We start from the raw sequence: 23,778 nt of genomic DNA, 5'->3' as shown, positions 1-23,778 counted from the left end.
TTACATTTTGCACTCTAGCCATTTATCTTCAAAGTTTTTTCATATACTCAACCAATGCTTCTTTCTCCTCCGATGAAAGATCAGTACCATACAAATGACCGCTATTGCTATTGCCAGGTAACTTCGTATCGAACTTAAAAAAGTCGTGGTCGCCTTCTGCTGCGACATTAGAGACAAAGCCAACGTTTTTTTGATCAAAAACGTCATATCCTCGATAGAACTCCTGAGGGCGCTTTTCTGGTGCTTCTAGCAAGTCTCTTAGACTTGGTACGGAACCATTATGCAAATAGGGCGATCGTAACCAAATCCCATCTAAAGGCATACTGGCATAACCATTCGTCTTACGGAAGTGATTGAATCGCTGGTTTACACCCTGATAAGAAATGTCAGTAAAGAGTGTATTTTGATTCGAGAGTGTCTCATAGGTGTAAGAATCGAGACGACCGGGATCTGTACCAATCTCTTTAATTGGGACTACCTTACCGACCTGGGAACCACCAAACACATGACAACTAGCACAAGTATTTTCAAAGATGGGTTTTCCTACAGCCGCCAAATTTTCATTAATTGGGTAGGGATAGGAAGGAGCAGGTAAATCTAGAAGCCAATCTTTAACGCGGTGAATCGCATCAAAGTTAATCGTCGTTGGTGTAACTAATGCCAAAGCAGCACTATTGTTACGCTCGTCAACGGAATTATTATTGCCATCCCAGTGTAATTGCATTCCCTGTCGCTGTCGTTGCTCCCAGATGCTTGGGAAATCAGCAATGCCATTGAGTTCGTCTTTTGAAAGCTTCTTAATGGGAAAATTAAACTGGCGTGTTTTATAGCTGCTAAAGGTATCGACTCGCCCCGGTCCGTAGTCGGATTGGCTATCCATAAACGCAAATTTACTTCTCTGTAAAATCAGTGCATCCCGCGTTTGAGGAATGACAAAATAACGATAAACTAATTTTTCAAGCGGGTTGAGTTTGGCTCCCATCGCTTCAATATGTGGCATCATTTCCCTAGCATTGAACCGCTCGTCAATGGCGATATCTGAGAGAAACCGGATATACGCCCCTAAATTGACCGTATTAGAGGGCATAGTAGTAATAATTTGCGGTTGACTATTGGGTGTCTCGCGCACGGATCCAGCATGACAGGTGGCGCAATTTTGACCGACCCGTTCAAAGCCAATCTTGCTTTGGGAAAAGCCTATTGGGAGATCCTTCCCTGGTTCTTGAATAAAACCTAAAGAGGTATACCCTTTCCCTGGTAATTTATCAGCAAACACGACGGGGAGAACTTTCCAGACCCAATAAGGAATGCCATTCGCCTTTTCACCGCCAATCGACCCATATTTAAAATGTTCGTTAATGTCTGCATATCTGACCGAACCATTATTCCAAAGGAAGGGCCAAGCTAGAAGTAGTACCACAGCTAAGACAGTTCCAATAACAAACACCCAAATGCGTTTGAAAACTGTTTGAATTAGTATTGGTTTATCTTGTTGGCTCATAAATTAATCCAAAATCTAAAATTATGTAAATGGTGGCGGGTTAAATACAGTCATGACTTCTTTAACCATTTCATCATAGTCGCCGCCGTAACGGGAGCTTTCGTAGCATCCCAAAGGGTTTTCTAAGGTATTAAGTAAGCATTTATTGCAATAAATACAGGGTCGTTCTGGAATATCTTTTCCTTTGGCAAATTGCTGAACTAGATCGTTATTAGCTACTAGAGGACGAGCGATACTTACTGCATCGCAAAATTGCTCCTCAATTGCTTTACGAATGTAAGAAGCCTGTTGAAATCCCCCTGTGCAAATTACCGGAATCTTGACGTTTTTCTTAATCTCTCCTGCATGACTCAGACTAATTCCTTGGTAAGTGTGTAGCAGTTTCTGCATCTCTTGGGACGACACAAATTCACGAAACGATTGGTCTAAAGCCTCAGCTTTTACCTCTAACCCTTGAATTGGGTTAGTTTCATTCTGCCTCTGTCGCTGAACCCGATACCAGAACCACAGAAAAACCGGATGTAAGAACTTATAGCGAAAGAGCAGATAGTTGCGGAAGGTTTGGTTACCACTAGAAAGCATGGTGTCGTAAGAACTACTGGCTTTATCCGTTGAAAACTTACCTTCTAGGGGAAAAGTCCCAGCAGGGTTCAGGGGATGGGGAAATAAACTTCCAGTGGACACATGAATCGCATCAGCCCCAGCTTCCTCTACCCACTTGCAGACTTGAATGGACTCTTCTAAGGTATTTCCTGGTTTTTCCCAAGGAATTACAGCATTGTTATATTCCACGGCACTGATTTTAGCTTGCAGGTGAAAATCATTTCCCACCTCCTTGCGAATTGCTTGGATAACCTCTAGTAAAAAACGCGCTCTATTTTCTAGAGAACCTCCATATTCGTCGGTGCGGTCGTTGATCCCGGAGCTAAGAAATTGAGTAAATAAATAACCATTGGCACTATGTAGTTCTACCCCATCGAGTCCTGCTTCGCGGGCGCGTCTAGCACCATTGGCAAAAGCCCGGACTGTATCCCCAATCTCTTCTTTTGTCATCGCCCGACACTCTAATCCGTGAAATGACTCGGTATGGTTGGTCGAACTCTGGCGTATATAACTGTTCTCAACGCCTTGGATATCTTGCTGGCGACCGGAATGGCTCAGCTGCATAAGAAATTTGCAGCCGTATTCGTGGACTTTTTCGCCCACTTTGTGCCAGAAAGGAATGCGATCATCGCTGTGAATCGTCGCATAATTGGGCACAATTCTTCCTTTGATAGTCACGGGAACGAAGGAAGAAACAATCGCCCCTACACCACCTCTGGCAAACTTCTCCTCCCAATTAATCCTTGCCTGGTTTCCTGAACCATCGTAGTTATCAAATCTACCGGAGATATTAGAACGAAAGATCCGATTTTTGACGGTTAGGTTCCGAAACGTTAGAGGCTCAAAAATGATGTCATTCTCCATTTGTTTTCCTTTTGTCAAAGTTATGTTATTTGGAAATTTTCCCTATAAAAATCTGAACCGCCAAAGGAATTTAGGACTTACCCATTGACAGAAATCATTAGATATGGGGCACTAATTAATAGCACCTCGACCAAAGATTTTTCCGCAAATGAGGGTGTTCTCGTCCATTGTAGGGGGGCAAGCATGAGCGCCCCTACAAGTCTAAAACAACCATGATCTGTTGATAGACATCATATTCGATTTGTATAGTGCGTAAGTCCTATAATTGATTATTTTGTTTACGAAATGGAGATGAGTATAACCTCATCGAAAATTGCAGATTAATCTACAAGTAATTATGGGGAAAATTTGTAAAAATCAGAAAAACTGATTTTCAAGTAAGAAGCTAGAGGACAGAAGCGATTGATGATCGTTGCCTAAAGCCTTGTGGTATATACACAAGTCTTGAAATCACCACCTGAAACTTGGTTTCTTTGTCTTAATCCTAAGACTAGTCACAGGCATAGATTTTCAATTCCGCCAAAGTTTGGGCATTTCGGGCTCTAAAAGAGCCACCTATGTGTATACCATAAGGTTGAAGACAGAGTATTCTAATAATGACACCCTATCCCTCTCCCAAGTAGAGACGCTTCTCCTGACGGAGAGGCTTCGCCCGACGCGCAGCTATGCCCGCAGGGCTTTACGCGAACGCGCTGCGCGCCTCGCAACAGGTTTTATTTTCTGTTCCGGTTTTATCCGGAAACCTGAACCGATTATGGGCAAAGTTGGGCAGCTATGCTTTACCCTTATTTTTCTCAATCTTCTCTCGTTTTTCTGCCTTTTGCCTTCTGCATAGCTGCCTTGCCCGAAGGCTCGTCAATAGTTGAGTCAAACCGAAATTTGCTCACTCATTCTTTTGTATCTCAGACTTGGTTAAAGCACAATCGTCGTAGAACTTTCTTTATAAAACTTTATGCTTTTTGGAGAAAGTTCCACCGGGAGCAACGCTCTAACAGTGAAAGCAGGCGATCGCGAAAAACCAACTTACTTAAGTAATAAAGTATTATTTGACACAATTAAATGAGCATAGACATCAGCGACCGGAGAATACCACCTCCTTCGCTGTTGGAGATCATTGGTAACAAATTAAAGCTGTGCCAACTTTGTCAATAGGTCTAAAGTAGGAAACGCGATCGCACTCCTTTAAAGCGCGAAGCCATAGTAAAAAAATACGGATTGAAGATGCACAAAAGACTTCTATGGGTGATGCTAGTATTGTTATTTTAGTTACTCCATCATAAATTCTATAGAATTAAGATTATCAGATAAAAGGAGAATTACTTGAACGGAAAAACCTTTATCCGTCGCTTACGATTAGAAAACTTCCTTTCCTACGGAAGTGAGGGAGAAGAAATTGAACTGCGACCTTTGAATATATTAATTGGTTCAAATGCATCCGGCAAATCTAATTTAATTGAGGCGATCGCGCTTCTTAAAGCAACACCTACAGATTTACCTGCGTTTATTCGTCAAGCGGGAGGGATTAGTGAATTTTTGTGGAAAGGTCAACATAGTAACACTGTAGCAGAAATACAAGCTATTGTAGACTATCCCAGAATACAGACACTAAGCTATCAAATTAGCTTATCTATGGCTGGTCAAAAATTAGAGTTGATAGACGAATTTGTGGAAAATGAACAACCATTTCCTGGTGAAGATGATGTTTATTTTTACTATCGTTATCAACGTGGTCGTCCTGTTTTAAATGTAAAACTAGACGGTGTGGTGAAACAAAGAGAACTCCGCCGTGAGGACATGATTCCTGATCAATCAGTTCTATCGCAAAGAAAAGATCCCGATTTGTATCCGGAACTTTCATATTTAGCAACTCAATTTTCTAATATTAGTTTATATAGAATTTGGAATATTGGGCGAGACTCAGAACCTAGAAATCCTCAAAAAACAGACTTGCCAGAGCATCCTCTTCTAGAAAACGGTAGTAACTTAGGTTTATTTTTAAATAACTTACAATATCAACTAGGCAATAGACAAATCATAGAAAAACTTAAGAAATTTTATGATGCAGCAGAAGAATTAAGTATAAAAATCTATGGTGGTACAGTACAAATATTTATTCGTGAAGAAAATCTTGCACAACCTATTCCCGCAACTCGTTTATCTGATGGTACTCTCCGTTATTTATTTTTAATGGCTTTACTTCTAGATCCAACACCACCACCACTTATTTGTATTGAAGAACCAGAAATCGGTTTACATCCAGATATTCTCCCCACGATTGCTGAGATGCTAATTGAAGCATCTCAGAGGACACAGCTGATTGTAACAACTCATTCTGATGCTTTAGTTTCTTCGCTCCCCCCTGAAGCTGTGCTGGTATTTGAGCGAGATGAACAAGGAAGCCATTTACGTCGTCTTGATCCTGAAAAATTGAAAGACTGGCTAGAAAATTATACTCTAGGAGATCTCTGGCGGATGGGTGAAATTGGAGGAACCCGATGGTAAAGGAGATCCGTATTTATATTGAAGGTGGTGGTGATGGTAAAGAGTCAAAAGCTAAACTTCGGGAAGGATTTCATAAATTTCTACAAGTATCACGCGAGCGACGAATAAACATTACTATGTGCGGTAAGCGTAATGACGCTTTTCGGGACTTTAAAAATGCTTTAAAATCTCACCAAGATGCCTTTAACTTGTTGCTTGTAGATGCTGAAGCTCCAGTTAAATTGTCTCCTTGGGAGCATTTAAAGTCGAGGGATAATTGGGATTTACCAGATGTTGATGATATTCATTGTCACTTAATGGTTCAAGTTATGGAAGCATGGTTTATTGCTGACATTGAAACTCTTAGAAAGTTTTATGGTCAAGGGTTCAAAGAAAATGCAATTAAGAGAAGTCAAGATGTGGAGAGTCTTGATAAAGATATTTTAAACAAAAAACTGAAAGCTGCTACTTGTAACACTTCTAAAGGTGAGTATCACAAAATAAAACATGCTTCACTGCTTTTGGCAAGCTTGAATGCTGATCAAGTCCGCAAAGCGTCACTTCACTGTGACCGACTTTTTAGAACACTCGTACAAATAATTGACACTTCCATGAAATAATCTCTGAATTTCCGTTATCATCGAGTATTAGCAGCTTGTAACTTAGTAACCATGACGGCTTCTGACTCTGCGTCCCAAACAAACGAACCTAATAACTCGACTGCACCTCATGCTGATCATCGACTAGTGGATCGCAGTAGGCTCAGTAAAATGTATCAGCACTACGTGGAAATGAAGGATAAGTATCCTCACGCACTGCTGCTGTATCGGGTAGGAGATTTTTTTGAAACTTTTTTTCAAGACGCGGTTACTATCTCCAGAGAACTGGAATTAGTTTTAACAAGTAAACACGGGGGAGAAGTCGGTAGGGTATGCATGACAGGTGTACCACATCATGCATGGGAGCGTTATACTACCCAGTTGGTAGAAAAAGGCTATGCAGTGGTGATTTGCGATCAAGTGGAAGACGCTGCTGACGCTGTTGGTTTGGTGCGACGTGAAGTAACCCGCATCCTCACTCCTGGTACTTTGCTAGAAGAAGGAATGCTCAAGGGGAGTCATAATAACTATCTAGCTGCTGTGGTTATTGCGGGAGATCATTGGGGTTTAGCTTATGCAGATATCTCTACTGGTGAATTTCTCACAACTCAAGGAACTCCTTTAGAACATCTCACCCAAGAATTAATGCGGTTGCAACCTTCAGAGGTACTGGTTCCTACCAATGCTCCTGATTTGGGAACTTTACTACGTCCGGGTGAAAAATCAGAACATTTACCAGATTGTTTACCACCATCGTTCTGTTATTCTTTAAGATCGCAAAATCGGTTCAGCGCAGGTGAAGCAAGAGCAAGATTATTGCAAACGTTTAAAGTGCGATCGCTTGAAGGGCTCGGTTGCGATCACCTACCGTTAGCAGTTCGCGCTGCTGGTGGGCTTTTAGAATACATAGAAGATACACAAAAAGAAAACACCGTTCCTCTACAACTACTCCGCACCTACACCCTCAGTGACTTCTTAATTGTTGATCATCAAACCCGCCGTAACTTAGAAATTACCCAAACAGTTCGTGATGGTAGTTTTCATGGTTCTCTGCTTTGGGCGTTAGATAACACCTGTACAACAATGGGGAGTCGCGCTTTACGGCGCTGGTTATTGCAACCTCTACTTGATATAAAAGGTATTAGCGCTCGACAAGACACGATCCAAGAACTCGTAGAAAACACTAACCTCCGCCAAGAATTGCGGAAACTGTTAAAGCAAATTTATGACTTGGAACGCTTGGCGGGACGTGCTGGTTCTGGTACTGCTAATGCAAAAGATTTAGTCGCATTGGCGGATTCGTTATCTCGTCTACCAGAATTATCTCACTTAGTCAGTGAGGCTGAGTCTCCGTTTTTAAAGGCTCTACAAAAAGCACCACCTCTGCTGCAAGATTTAGCACAAAAATTACAAGCTCATATTGTGGAGTCACCACCAATACATTTAACAGAAGGTGGTTTGATTCGCCCTGGAATTAATCCTCAGTTAGATCAGAGGCGCGTTACTGTAGAAGAAGATCAACAGTGGATTGCTAATTTAGAAGTTGATGAGAGAGCAAGGACGGCAATACCCAATTTAAAAGTAGGGTTTAACAAAACCTTCGGGTATTATATCAGTATTTCTCGTGCAAAAGCTGATTCTGTACCTTCTAATTACATCCGCAAGCAAACATTGACCAACGAGGAGCGCTACATCACACCTGAATTGAAGGAAAGAGAAGCCCGAATTCTCACAGCGCGGGATGATTTAAATAAGTTGGAGTATGAAATTTTTGCAGTGTTGCGCGAAGAGGTAGGAAAACACGCGGAGAGCATTCGCAATATTTCTCGTGCAGTTGCTGCGGCTGACGTGTTGGCTGGTTTGGCAGAATTGGCGGTTTATCAAGGTTACTGTCGTCCGGAAATGATACCAGGACGAGAAATTAGGATAGTCGATGGGCGTCATCCGGTAGTAGAAAAGTCTTTACCAGCAGGGTTTTTTGTGCCAAATTCTACTCAGCTAGGGTTGGTAGAGGAGAACTTATATGAGGTATCACCTGATTTAATTATCTTGACTGGACCTAATGCAAGTGGTAAGAGTTGTTATTTAAGACAGGTGGGATTGATTCAGTTGATGGCACAGATTGGTAGTTTTGTGCCTGCTAAGTCTGCTAAGTTGGGGGTGTGCGATCGCATTTTCACTCGTGTCGGTGCAGTGGATGACTTGGCGACTGGTCAATCAACATTTATGGTGGAGATGAATGAGACAGCAAATATTCTCAACCATGCAACTTCAAGATCCTTGGTGTTATTAGATGAAATTGGGCGCGGAACAGCAACATTTGATGGACTTTCAATTGCTTGGGCTGTAGCAGAGTATATTGCAACAGAAATTCGGGCGCGAACAATTTTTGCAACGCACTACCATGAGTTGAATGAGTTAGCGTCAATTTTACCAAATGTCGCTAACTATCAAGTAACAGTGAAAGAGTTACCAGACCAGATTATCTTTTTGCACTCCGTTCAACCAGGTGGTGCTGATAAATCCTATGGAATTGAAGCAGGACGTTTAGCCGGTTTACCTGCGGTAGTGATTCAACGAGCAAAACAAGTCATGGGTCAAATTGAGAAACATAGTAAGATAGCGATCGGCTTACAAAGTTTAGATTAGTTGTACTCGTTCGTTCGTAGTTGCGCTTTAGCGCACTCAAGCACAACAACAAACCTTTCAAGTCCTTTGACTTTCAAGCCTTAATACAAGCTGGCTAGACTATTTTCCGCAATCTTCTGTCTGTTTCTGTTCAAAACCCAATCACCGAAACAGCTAAGGATTTATGCTGTTGTTAACTCGTCCCCATCAGTCACGATTGAGACTTTTTGCTGCTCGTTTGAGGTCAGCTTGCTGTATTTGACCACGAATATCTATGTTGGGAGCGATCGCACCTAATAAGTCTGGTGGGAAACTTCACTTTGGGGCGAGAATTGCCTATGTGGTTCAAACCCACATTAGTATATAGTCCTTGTGGCTCCGGTTGGGAGATGCGGCAGGGACATAAGTTTTCCCTATAGTCAGCAATAAGATTCCCTGCTATTATTTTTAAGTGTGGGAAACATTACTGACTAATGCTCGGAATTAGGCTAATCTATAAGATGAAAGGTTATCTCACTCGGTCATAGCATTTTTTAAAGATGAAGCTCCCAGATTATGAAAGAGTTATTTATGAGTATAATCCTCTAATCGAGGTGATTGCTCAGATTAGATTTCCAACTATTTTGAAAATTACAAGTCAAGAACCTGTAGATTTTCAAGATAGGTTAAGATTTGAATACCCTATTTTTGAAGCTTCTAAAAACTTGCAAGTACCAGTTGAGTTGTCAAATGTTTTAACCCAATTTAATTCAAGTATTGCTAGTGATTTAATGTATCAATTTAAATCAGAAGATTTAAGTTGGCAGATTTCTGTAGATAAAAACTCTATCACACTTGTGACTAATAAATATGAAAGATATGAAAAATTCATTGGAAGATTCAAATATGCTGTAGAAATTTTTGAGCAAATATATAATCCATCTTTTTATTCAAGAATAGGTTTAAGATATCGGGATTTAATTATTAGGTCAAAACTGAACATTACCAACAAAAAATGGATTGAATTAATCCCTAAACATATCGCGTATGAGCTATATACTCCAGAGCTAGAAGAATCAATAATAAATTTACTTAAAAATTTACAATTACGAACCGAATTTGGTCAGGTCAATTTTAATCATGGACTTGTTCAAGTCAGAGATATAGAAAAAAATCTTGATGAAACATCTTATTTGTTAGATGCTGATTTTTTTACAGAACAAAAGATAGAAAAAGGTGAAAATGTCTGGAATACATTCGACAAAGCAAATCGTGTAGCCAGAAATCTTTTTCGCTGGAGTATCACAGAAGAATTACACAACACAATGCGACCTCAAACTATATAGATATATGCAAAGAATAACTGGTGTAACTCAAAGTAATCATATAATCGGGCAAAGGTACGAACTAATATCAACCCCTGCCCAAACACATAATTGGCAAACTTTATCGCCTAATATATCCAATTTAAAAATTACATTTTCGATAGAATCACCTTTCGCTGACGAATTGACAAACCAAGTACATCAAAACAGCGTTCTATTAATCAAATGTTTAACTTTAATTAGTATTCTTTTTGGGAATTCTAAAACAGAAGGCTTACAAGAAGCATCGGAAGCCCTTGAAAGCATGGTGGAATACTATAAGGATAGTACCTCTGATTTGCAACAAACTAGCTTACCCCAAAATTTAGAAGTTATTACTAATAGCGTGTTACCAACAGAAGTCAGACCACCTTTAATTCTTAATTTTGAATAGCTTTCATCATGCCCAAAAGTTTGATTTATCGAGCCTCGGATGAAAAAGAGGCTCTTAGGCAGGGAGAAATTTTAACGGGAGTAATACAGTTTAGACCTGTTCCTGACGAATCATCTCCAGAGCTAGATAAAACCCAGTTTCGACCGATAATTCATCCTTACGCAATTATTGTGACGCAAGATTGCGATTTAGATTGGGATTATACAGCTAGGCAAAATCAAGATAAAATATATAAATTGTTAAATTCAGTCATTCTTTGTGAAGTTTATACAGCGCAAGATATTCGTTATGATAAAACTCTGCGGATAAACTCATCTGATTGGAACTTGGTGAAATCTAACCGTCATCAGCAATTTCATTTCTTTGAAAAAGTACCTTCAAATTGCGAATTAAGTCAGGAAGGGTTACCAGAATTAACAGTAGATTTCAAAAAAGTTTTTGCAATAGATGCCGGATTTTTGTATCACCAAATCAGTCAGCATACTGCTAGACGACGCACAGTTCTTGAATGTCCATATTTAGAACACTTTTCGCATCGTTATCATGACTATCATGGACGTATTGCACTTCCTGAACAACATGAAAGTGAAAAGTTATGACAATGTATTGCAGGCATCTTGCCCGCGTCCCATATACAAATTAAATGCGCAACAGCTTACAAGTACTCACACAAAATTATTTACGCCAATAGCCCATGACTATTAAAGAAGAAATTACTATTAAAGTTCCCTCTGAGGTAGCACAAGCATACCGCGATGCTACAGAAGAAGAGCGCGAACAATTGCAGATCAAAATTGCAGCAATTATGCAGTCTTCATTTACAATACCTCAACCTGAGGCAATTTCACGCCTGAGAAACACGATGGATAAAGCAAGCTTTGAAGCACAACAGCGAGGATTAACGCCTGAAATCTTAGAATCGATTTTAAACGATGACGAATAAACAACGGTTTGTTTTTGATACTAATGTGGTGATTAGTGCATTTTTGTTTAGTCAAAGCAAGCCACGTCAAGCATTAGATCTAGCTCAGGATATTGGCGTTCTCATATTCTCAATTTCTATTTTATCTCAGTTAAAATAGGTTTTATATAGCAAAAATTTTTAGCCCAATTCACATCACTACCGTTTGATGATCTAGTAAGTATGACATTTGGAACGATTCGATCTGGGCTAGAAGCATTAGGCACTCCCATCGGAGCTTATGACTTACAAATTGCTGCGATCGCGCTGACAAATAATTTAACTCTCATTACCCATAATACTAGAGAATTTAAGCGTGTTAATAACTTGCTGATTGAAGATTGGGAAATACAGTAACATAGGCTACAAACAAATTAGCGTAGGCGCAGCCCGCCGCAGGCATTGCTCTTTGGAGAAAAACTTTTTGGTTGACTGATTGCAGATCTATAACCCAATACGGTTCAGTTAAGGCTTAGTGGTAGGTTGGGTTGAACGCTCGTGTTGCCCAACGAAATTCTAAAAATGTTGGTCTTCGTCCCTCAGCCCAACCTACACAACTACACAACTACACAACTTTAGGCTTTAACTGAACCATATTGACCTATAAACTTCAATAAGTCAGACAAACCGTTCGACTTTGCAGCCTACTAAGCTATCCGACTCAGTTTTATTTTCGAAGATTGTTTCCAACCCCACTTATCAGTTATCAGTTATCAGTTATCAGTTATCATTCTATTGATTGTTGTTTAATTTTTGTTTTTTTAAGGATTGAAAATAGAATTTTTCCTATTTCATCTGCATCTTCATAAATGCTATCAAATGCTTTCTGCTCAATGTATGCTGTATCTTTTAACAAAGAAAGCCAATATTTCGTTTCCAAGCATTCTTTATAAGCAATAGAAATTTTGCAGCAAAAATCTGCTTGAGATATTGCTCCATTAGCTTCAGCGATATTAGCTCCAATTGAGGTTCCGCTTCTAATTAATTGCTTTGATAAAATATATTCTTTCTTCTCTTCAGAAAGATATTTGTATGCGTTTACAATGCGAATGGCAAATTTATACGCTTTCTCATAAACTAAACTATTCATAATCGACTGATAACTGATAACTGATAACTGATAACTGAATTCGAACCGCCACGCAGCAGTCGGTATTGCCTACCCCACAGTTGAGGATAACATATTAGGGTTTTTTTGAAAACACGAGAGAACTAAATATTTCCTGGCGCAATCGCCAAGTATCTCCATGTTTTAAGTGACCAATCCAACTCCGAATTGACTGAGATACTTCCTGTTGGGTAATTTTGCCCTCTCTATAGTCTAAAACCATCTTTCGTAATCTTCGCCTTGCGAGACGCAGATTATCGTTCCTTACTCGAATCCGATTTGGTAAGATGCGAAAACCAACAAAATTGGCACCGTGTTTTGTCTGAAATAATTGGCTCTTAACAGGATGAAGCTTGAGCCTCAGACTAGCAAGGTGTTCTTCGATTTCTCGTCTTGCGTTTTCTAAAAATTCTCGGTCATCTGAAAACAAAGCAAAATCATCAACGTAGCGAACATATTTGGTCGCTTTGATTTGTTCTTTAACAAAATGATCTAAACTGTTAAGGTATACATTCGCAAAGAATTGGCTGGTTAAATTACCAATTGGCAAGCCTCTTCGTCGTTCCAAAGGCATAAGTAAATCATCACCAGGGAAGTAATCGATAACTGGTTCTTGAGGGTTACTTGCATCAATAATATTGTCGATTAGCCAGAGTGTATCACGGCATTTGATTTTACGGCGTACCAGTGACCTTAAAATTTCATGGTCGATGCTGGGAAAATATTTGCGAATATCGCATTGCAGAATGTAGCGACTTGAGCGCGCAAAGCTTGTAAAACGACGTAACGCGCGGTGACTGCCAAAACCAACGCGGTTAGCGTAGGAATCATGAATGAATGTTCTTTCAAAAATAGGAGCAATAATGTTGCAAAGAGCGTGATGTACTACTCTATCGCGATAAGGAGCAGCAGAAATCAGACGTGGCTTTGGTTCAAAAATCCGAAATGTTGTATATAAACCGGGATTGTATGTTTTTGACTGTAATTCTGCTTGTAGTTGAAATAGCTCTTTCTCTAGATTGTAATTGAACGACAGAACATTGTCTCGAAAACGTTTGCCCCGTTGTGCTTTCCGGCTAGCTGTTAGTAAATTCTCAAACGCGATAACGTCCTTCCACAGATTACCATGTCGTTTCATGCTGTTGTCTTATTAAATAGAACTCAGGAATCAGGAGTCAGAATGAGCGCATGAATTCTGTACGACTGGCAGATGAGTTAAGGGGCTTAAGACCCCGGCTAAATCGTACCCCTTTGGGGAAGCAAGCTACGCGTAGCGTCTCCGATAGGAGAAGATTTAGCGGTCTGCAATTAGTGGCAGGTTTGAATCGAATCCCTTACGCTCTTGTTCTGACTCCTGAATTCTGACTCCTGAATTCTTCTTCAAAGATTCTAACTGAGCTAACTTGTCTTTGGTGGAATACCGTGCTACGATCAGAGCATCCCGAATATCGTACAGTCCTGTAATCATCCGGTTTGCCAATAAAAATTTATGTTCTCTCGGCACGCGGTTTAAAATTGGGACATACCACTTGATCAAATCGTAGGTTTTCTGTATAATAGGCAAATCGCTCATCTTAAAAAACTCAAAAAAAATCGATCCGCCTGCGGCGGAGTAAAGGTAAATAATAGAGGGTAGAGTGCAAAAGTGCAAGAGAGTAAAGGGCTAATGAGTCCTGGCTGCACCAACCACGACCACGCGAAAACCCACAAGGTCGTTCGAGAAGGCGCGCGCGAGCCTGACGCGAAACGCCGAACGACAGAACCTCGGATCGTTGACCCACGAACCGCCACGCAGCAGACGTCGAGAATTATTAACATTATTATCGCTCACCCATGCAGTGCCGTCATCTGGCGCACCTTGGTAGTTATCATGCCAGGTATCTTGACACCACTCCCATATATTACCATGCATATCATATAAACCGCAAGCGTTTGGTGGAAATTTTCCTACTTCGGTTGTTTGCTGACGGTAAACGCCTTTTGGTTCAGATGCATAAGTATAGTCACCGTTATAATTTGCTAAATCCGTTGTAATCGTCTCACCAAAATAAAACGGCGTAGTAGTCCAACCACGACAAGCATATTCCCACTCAGCTTCACTTGGTAGCCGATAGGTTTTACCTGTCCTTTGAGATAGTTTAGCACAGAAAGCGATCGCATCATCCCAACTTACTCCTTCAACAGGTCGTTTTTCTCCTTTGAAGTTCGAGGGATTTTTCCCCATAACTGCCTGATATTGCTGCTGGGTAATGGTAAACTTGCCCATGAAAAAACGTTTAATCGTCACATTGTGCTGTGGACCTTCAGAATCAGATCTATCCTTTTCTGTTGACGGGGAACCCATAACAAACTTACCCCCAGGAATTTCTACCATATCTAAAGTCACACCATTACCCAAATCTTCAGTAAAGAAATTTGCTTGTTTATTCGTGCGGTTGGTAATTTTTCCTGTTGCATCCACCTTCACTACCGGAAATTCAAACTGCTGCAGATTCTCCTGAAACAGTTGCTGCAGCGCTATTGCTCCTACGAATCCTGCACTAACAAAACCAGCCCATTTGATAAACTGTCGCCGAGTGATTCTTTGTGGCTTTTGTAGTAAATGACTGAAAGTATCTAGCACCTCAACAGCGAGTTTTGGCTGTCCCGTCATAAAGCTTAAAAACAAGTAGTCTCGTAATGGACTACCTTCAGTCGCTCTTCTAGATAACAGGGAAAGTATCGAATTAGCAAGTTTAGGTAGAAAACTGTGATGCTTTTGTGCAACTTCTAATTGCTGTCTACCTACAGATCCCTGAACAGCAGTGATGAGTAAATCTTGAAGTGCAGTGCGGATTGTATGCTTCTGTTCGTATGTAAGGGTTGCAATGAGACGAGAACGCAACCAATCTGGTATGTAACCATAACGAAACCAGGGTAAGCGAGCCAGATTAGTTAGTGAACAAACCTCCAAAAGACTTTGACTGTCCTCTGTTTTGAGAGCATTACCCAGATAGATTGTAATGTTCCAATGTAACTCCGGAAAAACAGCACAAGCGCTGAGCCAGTAAAAACCGTCTTCGCCGAGATATTCCTGCAATGAGTTTAACATTGTATTGATCTGCTCAGGTTTTGGCGGGTTGCGCTCAATCCAGTAATGGGGTTGAGTACGCAACGTTTCCGGTAGAGGATTTTGGTCTTTTTCAGAGAGAACGTAGGTTGCAGATCCGTGATGTAAAACTTGGCTAAGCGATCGCACCCCTTGAGGAGTTGCGGGTAAAACAATAAACTGGCGTGCGAGTTCTAACTCTTGATATCCCCAACTTTCGAAAGGTTTTGGGGTTAAAATAGCTCTATGCTCCCAGCTTGTCATTTGACTCACCCAAGATTCTAGCTCACCAGTTTGAGAACTAAATAGCTTCTCTATATCTGAGACGATAACAAGGCGATGTTGAGCAAATTTTGCTGCTATTTCGTTAAGTTTCTGTGGAGAGCTTATACCATCACTAGGAAAGCAAATTCGCGGATCATCATCAAAGAAATAGCTTGTGATAAAAACTCCATTGTGTTTAAGGCGCTCAACCATCTCTTCTATAAATTTAGCCTGATGATCAGAGTAGCTAGCACGATCAATAAGAAACAGATACTCGGGAAGAACTTGACGAATACCGTATACTGGTGTCAGCCATCCTCCTTGGCGAAAAGTTGCATCAATGGTTTTATCAATATCAAGTTCATCGGATGGGATACGGATTCGATACCTTAAACTCTGAGCAGCATGTATCAATATAATTGTAGGGAATAAGTTTTGCTCAAATTCACGGAAAGCAATCTTATATAGCTCAGGCTGTTTCGTAGTTCCATGACGCTGTAAGAACAGGCGAGCACGCCATAACCACCATAAACGCCACACTATAAAAATAATACCAGAAGTAAGCAAAAAAGAGAACAAATATATCTGCCAATCCTGTGGAAAGTCTCGATTGCGTGGCGTTACAAATGTTGTAGAAGGTTGTGTTGTAGAAGGTTGTGTTGTAGAAGGTTGTGTTGTAGAAGGTTGTGTTGTAGAAGGTTGTTTTGCGGAAGGTTGTTTCGCAGAAGGTTGTTTTGGCCTAGTACTCTCATCTTTTATAGACTGTTCCAAGAACAAGGGTAGAATGATTCCTGTTAGAGCAATTAGAATAAGTCTTCTATTTAACTGAGGCAAACGCCTTTCGATCTTTCCTAATTCTTCTGATAATGCTTGAGCTTTTACATCTGCTCCCTCCGTTGCGCGACCAGTTTGACAAACCAACTCAACCCAACGGTCAAAGCGTTGCTGAAAATCTTCCTGCTCAGCTGGTGAACTACAAAAGATTGGTCCAAGCAGAGTTTTGAGACGCTCTGGTTTATTCAAGGGTTCACCCTGAGCCGTTAGTGCTAAGATTAAATCATAAGCTGCAATATACTGAGCAATGCCAATGTTATAGCCTGCATCTCTGAGTTCATCAATAAAATCGGTTAGAACATTGCGATTTAACCAGTCAGGGATATTTATTTCTATTGCAGCATCCATTGCTTTACAAGTTGTCTAGCTTTTTCTTGATCTTCGGAAGTTTTGACTAAGCTACTGAGGGTAGCTTGAACCAGATCTAATTTATCTAAGGGATTAGGTGTATCACCAGCAACGGTTTTTAGAGCCAAGAGCCAACCTAATAGTTCAGCTGTTGCAGGTTTTTTCCTTAAACCACTTTGAGGGGAACGTAATTGATAAAATAAGTCAAGAGCATCTTGTAAAAATGGATTGCTGCTACCATTATAAAGTCCAAGGCGGTTGGCAATAATTTCTGCAAGTCTCTCATGCTCTGGGAAGGGAATATCATAATAAATGCAACGCCGTAGAAAGGCATCTGGCAAATCCTTTTCAGTATTGCTGGTAATAATTACAATGGGTTGGAGTGCTGGATCAGTTTCAATTATTTTATTTCCTAACTCTGGAATACGAAAATACATGTGTTCCAGTTCATTGAGCAGATCATTTGGGAAGTCACGAGGAGCTTTATCAATTTCATCAATTAAAATAACAGAGCGTACTTTGCCAGGATGTGCGAAATTTGATGGTAAGATTTGCTCAACCTCAGCCGGATCTCGGGTTAGTAAAATCGCCAGCCCCAGAGCTTGGTAGGTGATATAATCCAAGGGGCTTGATAAAACACCGCTTTGGGCATCTTGGAAACGTTTCAATGCATCATAGGTATAGAAAAGATCCCGAGCGGTACTAGTAGACTTAGTTTCAAACTTTAATGGTGGATCGAAACCAAGTTCCCATGCAAGACTGTAGGCAAATTGAGTCTTTCCAGTTCCGGGTTCTCCCGTAAGCAGAAGGGGTTGTCCCAATAAGAGGGCTACATTACAAGCATCTTTAAGTCCTAGATCAGCAATGTAATATTCTGGCTTCAGTAGTAGAGAACGCCTAGAGATAGGTAGTTTTGCTGGCGATTCATACTGCTGTCGAGTTCCATCACCTCTGTAGAATGGAAATTTCATATCTATTTGCTCCTATTAGGCTTTTTCTTATCATGAGTATAATTAGTAACTTTTAGTGACTTTAGTAGGCGAGTTAACTCATCAGCTAAATCATCCATAGGAATTGTGTCCTTTCCCCAATGATTAAACATAAGTGTTACGTCATTAATCAGTTTCTGAGTCTTCTCCTCACCAACAAACTGTTTCGTTTCTTTATCGCGTACCCAGTGTTCAACATGCATTATGTTAATATTTTTCAATTCTGACAAGATAGTATACGATAAGCGATTAAAATGTTTATTTTTTGATTTATTAAGTACTTTTGAAATCTTTTTATTTATACTTTGATAGTAATGCCGCTTGTACAAACTGGGCAAGCAATTGAAAATCCGTGGAAACGAAAATTCTTCAGTATGTTTGTGCAGATAGATAGTGTATTTAATAAATACACAGACTATGAGTCTCTGTCCTGGAATAAGATCAGGCCAATTGTCCCAAAACTCCAACAGTTTATTTAATATTTCAAATCCTTGCTGCTGCCAGTCTTGAGTACGTATATGAGTATCAATGACAATTGGACTAGGGTATTTGCAGAAGCTTGCATTTATTTCTTTTAAAGTAGCATTAATTTCTTCCGGACAATCAAAATCATGACCTAGAACTTTGGTTACTAGATTTTTGCATAACCGATCCTTCAGTAGATCTAAATTTTTTAATCCAGTCGGCCACTCGAGACAGTATTCCTGTACCTTCTGGGTTGGATCTAATTTTAAAAATCTTGGCAGAAAGGATTTTTGCAACCGCTTTAAAAATTGATAATGACCTTGAAATTCGCTACCATGAATAATGCAAACTAGAGGGCGAGGATGGACTTGTTTCAACAACAGTTTAACTGCGTTTTCTAACTCCTCTTCCTGTTCTTTTCTATTTACTAAATATGGCAGCAGAGAGGGAGGTTCCTGTTCAGAACGAGGTCGTTTTACATGCTTCCGAATACTACTTTCAAAGGTGACCTTTCCAACAACAACCTGGTGAATCTGGATATTGTCGTTCCCCTGAATAACTTTTACTCCACCATCAATTGTGGAATTTTTTGCCTGGAATTCAATATTTGAGTCTTTAATGAGTGGTAAATTATCTTCAGGGGGTAAATTGTTACTCATTTATCAGTTTGCGTTAAAGATACTAGAAACTCAAGATAATTGATGAGAGATATAGTATAAAAAGGAGTCAGGAGTCAGGAGTCAGGAGTCAGAATGCACCACTCGTCAACAGTTAGCAGTTATCACTTAATACCATTTTTATGTGAAGACGTGTAGAAAGAAACCCACCGCCTTCTTTCCTCCCCTTGGAAAGGGGAGGTTAGGAGGGGTAAAAATAATGTGCAGCTTCACAGAAAATTGGTATAAACACTGATTTTTTACAAATCTTCTATAGATTCTAGTACAATCTTTGCTAACGGGTGGTTAATTTCTTTTTTTAAAGCTTCTTTTCTATCTGCGTTGATTAATTCTAATACACGCGCTTTCAAGGCTGAATTATTTTCAATGTGTTCAACAGCTTTAGTAACAATCATTAGTTTTTCTAATCTCGTTGTGGCAGGATTTGAATTTTCTATTTTTTGCAAAAGTTGTTGAATTTCTTTTGCAACTTCTGCAAGATTTAACTTTTGTTCAATAGCTGCATAGTTAGTCATGCTTTGTAGATTGTTATCACCCTGTACAGCTTGTATCCCACCGCCTATTTTAGCACCGCTAATGTTAAAGACAATTCCCTCACTGGATTTTTGTTGTGATTTTTTTTCAGACATAACATCGGATTTTACAGCTTTTTTAACAGAAACAGAAGATGGTCTAGATTTAATGACTGGTGTTGAATTTTCCTGGCTAGCTTTTAGCTGAATAGCATTACACCCCATCCTAAAAGCATAGTCATAGCTTTCTCCAGCACCCAAAGCATCATAAAAGCCAATAGTAAATTCAATTCCAGCTACGTCCCCAATTGACTGATTCATCCCAATTACGTGATCAACGTGCTGGTGAATTGCTTGTGCTTGAACTTCGCTATAGCAGGCGTTAAGTAGGACACACTCAACTGTTCCACGAAACAATTCAAATAAACTTGCTATAGCCTCGCTGCTCACCAACTGCGTCATCCCAGAATTATCTTCAAATGCCAAACCCTCTGCTCCCACTCCATGTCCGGAAAAATGAATGATATTCGGTTGATAGTCTATCATTGCACGGCGTAAATCTTCTACTCGTACTGCCCAAGAAGTCGCAATTTCAAACTCATCTCGATGTTTAGCTAGTTTCAACGCTTCTTGAATTTTCCGTGCTTCTTCCCCTAAGCGTAAAGGATTTGTGTTCTTAGGATTTGCTGATAACATTAATATTTTTTTCGCGGGTTTCATGAAGATAGGAAAATTTACTAACGTTCAAGCCTTAATACAAGCTGAGCATACAATTTTCCGCAATCTTCTGTCTGTTTCTCTTCAAAACCCAATCACCGAAACAGCTTTTTCCCCTTGCTCTGGTGCTACTCCCAATTTTATATGAAGACGCACATAACTTTACCCCCCTGTAGTCCCCCCTTGGTAAGGGGGGACGGCGCAGCCGGGGGGTTCATAAATGCAGCTTCATAAAGAAACGGTATTACTCCCAAGTAGCGCTGCAAGCTTTTAAAAGGATTCGGGCTGTTGTTAACTCGTCGCCATCCGTCAGGATTGAGACTTTTTGCTGAGCGTTTGAGGTCAGCTTGCTGTATTTTACCACGAATATCTATGTTGGGAGCGATCGCGTCAAGTTTACCTAACAGAAAGATAGGTGCATCACTTCATAGTTAAAATTAAAGGAATGTTGGAGCAGTAACAATGTTAGGTTTACTAGAGAAGTTTAGCCGCTTGGAAGAATTAATAAAGTGCTAAACAGTCCTGGCTGCACTAACCGCAACCACGCGAAAACCTACATTGCTGTCCGAGTAGTCGCGCGCGAACCAATCGCGATCTATTGTTCGGCATATTCTCGGAACGTTGTTCCAAGCACCACCCCGCAGCAGATGTAGTGTATTATTTTTATCATCGCTCACCCATGCAGTGCCGTCAACCGGCGCACCTTCATAGCTATCATGCCAGGTATCTTGACACCACTCCCATATATTACCATGCATATCATATAAACCCCAAGCGTTTGGTGGAAATTTTCCTACTTCGGTTGTTTGCTGACGGTAAACGCCTTTTGGTTCAGATGCATAAGTTGAGCTACCGTAATAATTCGCTAAATCCGTAGTAATTGTCTCACCAAAATAAAACGGGGTAGTTGTAAGAGCACGACAAGCATATTCCCACTCAGCTTCACTTGGTAGCCGATAGGTTTTACCTGTCCTTTGAGATAGTTTATCACAGAACGCGATCGCATCATCCCAGCTTACTTGTTCAACAGGTCGTTTTTCTCCTTTGAAGTTGGAGGGATTTTTCCCCATAACTGCCTGATATTGCTGTTGGGTAATGGTAAACTTGCCTATATAAAAAGGTTTAATTGTAACATTGTGCTGTGGACGTTCAGAATCAGATCTATCCTTTTCTGTTGACGGGGAACCCATAACAAACTTACCCCCAGGAATTTCCACCATATCCAAAGTGACACCATTGCCCAAATCTTCAGTAAAGAAATTTGCGCTACTAGTGTTGCTCTTGATAATTTTTCCTGTTGCATCCACCTTCACTACCTGAAATTCAAACTGCTGCAGATTCTCCTGAAACACTCGCTGCAGCGTTATTACTCCTAGCAATCCTGCACTAGCAAAACCAACCCCTTTGATAAACTGTCGGCGAGTTAATTTTCTAGTCTGTGGAGTGCTTCTTTTTTGGTTTTCTAGTAAATGACCGAAACTATCTAGCACCTCAACAGCGAGTTTTGGCTGTTCTGTCATAAAGCTTAACAACAAGTGATCTCGTAATGGACTACCTTCAGATGCTCTTCGTGATAAGAGGGAAAGTATCGAATTAGCATTTCATAATAAAAACACCCACTCAGATCAACCAACTAAACTATCAGAATTCTTCCGTCAAACCTCCTTGGCTGAAGTCACGGAAGAATTAGACATTAGCCGTGGCTATGCATTGCTAAACTCTGAAGAATTCATTAACGATAGATATAGAGTTGTTTCATTTGCCGAATCAGTTCTCCTTGAACTTCACTTTTGATTCGGTTTCCACGTTGACATTGTTCTAACTTAATATTATCAACGTAAAATTTCACGACGTAGTCCATAGTGGCGATAGTGTCTGCTATTCTTATTCCATCAGCCCAAACTTTAGGATCCTGCCAAACTGGTTGGGTACTTTTGAAATTTTGATTCAGCCATCTGATTATACTCAATGTATAATCATCTAGTCTTTGTTCATCAATACTTGGTTGCGAAATTTTGATAAAGACTTTATTTATTCTTCGCTTAAGTAACTGAATTTTTCTCTCCCATTCTTCCTCCAAGAAATAGGGATCTTCCTCTATTAAATCTGGATCTTGTGACCAAATTTTATACCAATTTCTCACCAACCCTATGAGTGTATTTTCTAGGATCTGCGATTCTTCGAGGCTCAACAAACGCCGTTTGCCAGAACGCTCTTTCATCACTTCTAAACCAATACTTGTGGTAATATCCAGATAGTAATTTTGAATTGTTCTTGATTCTTCTATATCCAATCCACCCTTTTCAAACATTTGAATTTTATCTGCTAAATCTTGAAGTGTTTGTTTGATTTCTATAAGCTTATTATTCAAATGTCTTTCTGCTATTAATCGTCGCTTTCCGGCTTCTTTCTTAGACCGTTTATAGTCACTAAACTCGTTATTTTCAAATTCATAATAAGTATCTAAGACTCTAAGCTTCTCATCAATATTCCCCAAAGTATCTGGATGTGCCAAGATAACTTCGCTAATAATTTTCTTTGCTTTATCTGGAGCAGTATCTGCTCTAAGAGGCAAATGAAGAGAATAGTAATAAAAAGGTCCAGGACGACTCAGATTCATGATGTTTTGGCTTTCTAAAGAACCATTTGGTATGAATAACTCACAATGGTTCTCAATAAGAAATAAGTTGGTTAATCGAATACCAACTTTTTTAATAACTGCGAGTGAACCGTTTGGTAGAGAGATGACATCTCCGAATTGAAAGGGTGTATCAATTAACAAGACTAAACCACTAAAGAAATTGGCTAAGATATCCTTAAGTGCAAAACCTATTACAAATGTAGCACCACCCAAAGCTACCCAAATTCCAGTTAAATCAATATTAAATGATTGTAAGAACAAGAAGATACCGAACAAGTATACTATAACTGGAACGACACCTTCTAAAAGTGGAATCAAGACATCATCCCACATTGCCTCACTTTGTTGTGCATACTTTTTCAAGTAGTAACCAATAACTTGAGTAAATAGCTGAGCAACCCAATAACTTACCGCTGCTACCATCAAAGCCGTTAATAGACGGTCAGTCCACTCAAGAACTATCGTTTGAGACAATCTCTGAAAAGAGGTTTTGAGGCTAAAAAGTATCAGGATTGCTAATACAGGAATTTGCGAAATATTTAAAGTGACAAGCCCTATTTCGTTTTGCCATCGACGAAATAGTAGGCGCAACCCATAAAATATTGCCACGTAGCTCAACAACGCTATGAGCAGAGAAATCACCAAGGTGCTTCCAAAAGAGGTAATTTCTCCCGAAGTAGGAATTAAGAATAATGGTTGTTGTAGTTTAGCTGATGCCGAGCCTATCGGTTGCGGAGTGCCTGTAAGGATCAAAAACATAT

Annotated in this window: 18 protein-coding genes and 2 pseudogenes; 9 read left to right on the top strand and 11 right to left on the bottom strand. The window is 40.0% G+C overall.

Annotated elements, in window-relative coordinates; all coding sequences use genetic code 11:
- Positions 1-28: 28 nt before the first annotated feature.
- Both G4P69_RS01850 and G4P69_RS01845 read right to left on the bottom strand, forming a co-directional pair.
- Positions 29-1,501 carry a c-type cytochrome gene (locus G4P69_RS01850; RefSeq protein WP_208338237.1) on the bottom strand — a complete coding sequence of 491 codons (1,473 nt, stop codon included), beginning with the start codon at positions 1,499-1,501 and terminating at the stop codon, positions 29-31.
- Positions 1,502-1,522: 21 nt separating this feature from the next.
- Positions 1,523-2,968 (bottom strand): NADH:flavin oxidoreductase, encoded by a 1,446-nt coding sequence (locus tag G4P69_RS01845; protein WP_208338238.1) that lies wholly within the window; start codon positions 2,966-2,968, stop codon positions 1,523-1,525.
- A 1,320-nt stretch (positions 2,969-4,288) separates the two neighbouring features.
- On the opposite strand from G4P69_RS01845, the gene G4P69_RS01840 reads away from it, so the two are divergent.
- The 9 genes and pseudogenes from G4P69_RS01840 to G4P69_RS01800 all read left to right on the top strand — a co-directional run.
- Positions 4,289-5,470 (top strand): AAA family ATPase, encoded by a 1,182-nt coding sequence (locus G4P69_RS01840; RefSeq protein WP_208338239.1) that lies wholly within the window; start codon positions 4,289-4,291, stop codon positions 5,468-5,470.
- Entirely contained in the window at positions 5,464-6,069 is a 606-nt protein-coding gene (locus G4P69_RS01835) for a DUF4276 family protein (protein ID WP_208338240.1), read from the top strand. Before G4P69_RS01840 ends, G4P69_RS01835 begins: the two co-directional genes overlap by 7 nt.
- 51 nt (positions 6,070-6,120) lie before the next feature.
- Positions 6,121-8,697, top strand: a complete 2,577-nt coding sequence (gene mutS, locus G4P69_RS01830) for a DNA mismatch repair protein MutS (protein WP_208338241.1) — start codon at positions 6,121-6,123, stop codon at positions 8,695-8,697.
- A gap of 518 nt (positions 8,698-9,215) precedes the next feature.
- Positions 9,216-10,001, top strand: coding sequence for a TIGR04255 family protein (locus G4P69_RS01825; RefSeq protein WP_208338242.1), 786 nt, complete (start codon positions 9,216-9,218; stop codon positions 9,999-10,001).
- A 4-nt stretch (positions 10,002-10,005) separates the two neighbouring features.
- A complete protein-coding gene (locus G4P69_RS01820; RefSeq protein ID WP_208338243.1) occupies positions 10,006-10,413 on the top strand; it encodes a hypothetical protein in 408 nt (135 codons plus the stop codon).
- 8 nt (positions 10,414-10,421) lie between these two features.
- Entirely contained in the window at positions 10,422-11,012 is a 591-nt protein-coding gene (locus G4P69_RS01815; RefSeq protein ID WP_208338244.1) for a hypothetical protein, read from the top strand.
- A 95-nt stretch (positions 11,013-11,107) separates the two neighbouring features.
- A complete protein-coding gene (locus G4P69_RS01810; protein ID WP_208338245.1) occupies positions 11,108-11,356 on the top strand; it encodes a hypothetical protein in 249 nt (82 codons plus the stop codon).
- Positions 11,346-11,495 (top strand): PIN domain-containing protein, encoded by a 150-nt coding sequence (locus tag G4P69_RS01805; RefSeq protein WP_208338341.1) that lies wholly within the window; start codon positions 11,346-11,348, stop codon positions 11,493-11,495. Before G4P69_RS01810 ends, G4P69_RS01805 begins: the two co-directional genes overlap by 11 nt.
- Before the next feature lie 11 nt (positions 11,496-11,506).
- Positions 11,507-11,731: pseudogene (locus G4P69_RS01800) on the top strand (PIN domain-containing protein); the annotation flags it as partial.
- A 370-nt stretch (positions 11,732-12,101) separates the two neighbouring features.
- On the opposite strand, the gene G4P69_RS01795 reads toward G4P69_RS01800, so the two are convergent.
- The 9 genes and pseudogenes from G4P69_RS01795 to G4P69_RS01750 form a co-directional block, all read right to left on the bottom strand.
- Positions 12,102-12,464, bottom strand: a complete 363-nt coding sequence (locus tag G4P69_RS01795) for a four helix bundle protein (protein ID WP_208338247.1) — start codon at positions 12,462-12,464, stop codon at positions 12,102-12,104.
- Between the two features lie 94 nt (positions 12,465-12,558).
- On the bottom strand, positions 12,559-13,620 hold the full coding sequence (locus tag G4P69_RS01790; RefSeq protein WP_208338248.1) for an RNA-directed DNA polymerase: 1,062 nt from the start codon (positions 13,618-13,620) through the stop codon (positions 12,559-12,561).
- A 156-nt stretch (positions 13,621-13,776) separates the two neighbouring features.
- Complete coding sequence (locus G4P69_RS01785; protein WP_310833507.1) at positions 13,777-14,055, bottom strand: hypothetical protein; 279 nt, start codon at positions 14,053-14,055, stop codon at positions 13,777-13,779.
- Positions 14,056-14,145: 90 nt separating this feature from the next.
- Positions 14,146-14,973 (bottom strand): annotated as a pseudogene (locus tag G4P69_RS40870) (formylglycine-generating enzyme family protein); the annotation flags it as partial.
- A 2,027-nt stretch (positions 14,974-17,000) separates the two neighbouring features.
- Entirely contained in the window at positions 17,001-17,987 is a 987-nt protein-coding gene (locus G4P69_RS01770; protein WP_208338249.1) for an AAA family ATPase, read from the bottom strand.
- A 2-nt stretch (positions 17,988-17,989) separates the two neighbouring features.
- The gene (locus G4P69_RS01765) at positions 17,990-19,129 is read right to left on the bottom strand and encodes a hypothetical protein (RefSeq protein WP_208338250.1); all 1,140 of its coding nucleotides are present in this window, start codon (positions 19,127-19,129) and stop codon (positions 17,990-17,992) included.
- 257 nt (positions 19,130-19,386) lie between these two features.
- Positions 19,387-20,355: a CHAT domain-containing protein gene (locus tag G4P69_RS01760; protein ID WP_243902863.1), complete on the bottom strand. Its 969-nt coding sequence runs from the start codon at positions 20,353-20,355 to the stop codon at positions 19,387-19,389.
- A 533-nt stretch (positions 20,356-20,888) separates the two neighbouring features.
- Entirely contained in the window at positions 20,889-21,896 is a 1,008-nt protein-coding gene (locus G4P69_RS01755; RefSeq protein WP_208338252.1) for a formylglycine-generating enzyme family protein, read from the bottom strand.
- Positions 21,897-22,108: 212 nt separating this feature from the next.
- A complete protein-coding gene (locus G4P69_RS01750; protein ID WP_208338253.1) occupies positions 22,109-23,776 on the bottom strand; it encodes a mechanosensitive ion channel family protein in 1,668 nt (555 codons plus the stop codon).
- Positions 23,777-23,778 lie beyond the last annotated feature (2 nt).

Source organism: Aetokthonos hydrillicola CCALA 1050 (assembly GCF_017591665.1).
GTDB lineage: Bacteria > Cyanobacteriota > Cyanobacteriia > Cyanobacteriales > Nostocaceae > Aetokthonos > Aetokthonos hydrillicola.
The sequence above is the reverse complement of the archived record's forward strand: the minus strand, read 5'-3'. Positions and strand labels throughout refer to the sequence as shown.

What these genes read in the sequence shown, in the direction of transcription:
- G4P69_RS01795 (WP_208338247.1), bottom strand. Translation starts at nt 12,464, where the DNA reads ATGAATAGTTTAGTTTATGAGAAAGCGTATAAATTTGCCATTCGCATT.
- G4P69_RS01825 (WP_208338242.1), top strand. Translation starts at nt 9,216, where the DNA reads ATGAAGCTCCCAGATTATGAAAGAGTTATTTATGAGTATAATCCTCTA.
- G4P69_RS01755 (WP_208338252.1), bottom strand. Translation starts at nt 21,896, where the DNA reads ATGACAGAACAGCCAAAACTCGCTGTTGAGGTGCTAGATAGTTTCGGT.
- G4P69_RS01835 (WP_208338240.1), top strand. Translation starts at nt 5,464, where the DNA reads ATGGTAAAGGAGATCCGTATTTATATTGAAGGTGGTGGTGATGGTAAA.
- G4P69_RS01790 (WP_208338248.1), bottom strand. Translation starts at nt 13,620, where the DNA reads ATGAAACGACATGGTAATCTGTGGAAGGACGTTATCGCGTTTGAGAAT.
- G4P69_RS01805 (WP_208338341.1), top strand. Translation starts at nt 11,346, where the DNA reads ATGACGAATAAACAACGGTTTGTTTTTGATACTAATGTGGTGATTAGT.
- G4P69_RS01765 (WP_208338250.1), bottom strand. Translation starts at nt 19,129, where the DNA reads ATGAGTAACAATTTACCCCCTGAAGATAATTTACCACTCATTAAAGAC.
- G4P69_RS01850 (WP_208338237.1), bottom strand. Translation starts at nt 1,501, where the DNA reads ATGAGCCAACAAGATAAACCAATACTAATTCAAACAGTTTTCAAACGC.
- G4P69_RS01820 (WP_208338243.1), top strand. Translation starts at nt 10,006, where the DNA reads ATGCAAAGAATAACTGGTGTAACTCAAAGTAATCATATAATCGGGCAA.
- G4P69_RS01785 (WP_310833507.1), bottom strand. Translation starts at nt 14,055, where the DNA reads ATGAGCGATTTGCCTATTATACAGAAAACCTACGATTTGATCAAGTGG.
- G4P69_RS01760 (WP_243902863.1), bottom strand. Translation starts at nt 20,355, where the DNA reads ATGTTATCAGCAAATCCTAAGAACACAAATCCTTTACGCTTAGGGGAA.
- mutS (WP_208338241.1), top strand. Translation starts at nt 6,121, where the DNA reads ATGACGGCTTCTGACTCTGCGTCCCAAACAAACGAACCTAATAACTCG.
- G4P69_RS01770 (WP_208338249.1), bottom strand. Translation starts at nt 17,987, where the DNA reads ATGAAATTTCCATTCTACAGAGGTGATGGAACTCGACAGCAGTATGAA.
- G4P69_RS01810 (WP_208338245.1), top strand. Translation starts at nt 11,108, where the DNA reads ATGACTATTAAAGAAGAAATTACTATTAAAGTTCCCTCTGAGGTAGCA.
- G4P69_RS01750 (WP_208338253.1), bottom strand. Translation starts at nt 23,776, where the DNA reads ATGTTTTTGATCCTTACAGGCACTCCGCAACCGATAGGCTCGGCATCA.
- G4P69_RS01845 (WP_208338238.1), bottom strand. Translation starts at nt 2,968, where the DNA reads ATGGAGAATGACATCATTTTTGAGCCTCTAACGTTTCGGAACCTAACC.
- G4P69_RS01815 (WP_208338244.1), top strand. Translation starts at nt 10,422, where the DNA reads ATGCCCAAAAGTTTGATTTATCGAGCCTCGGATGAAAAAGAGGCTCTT.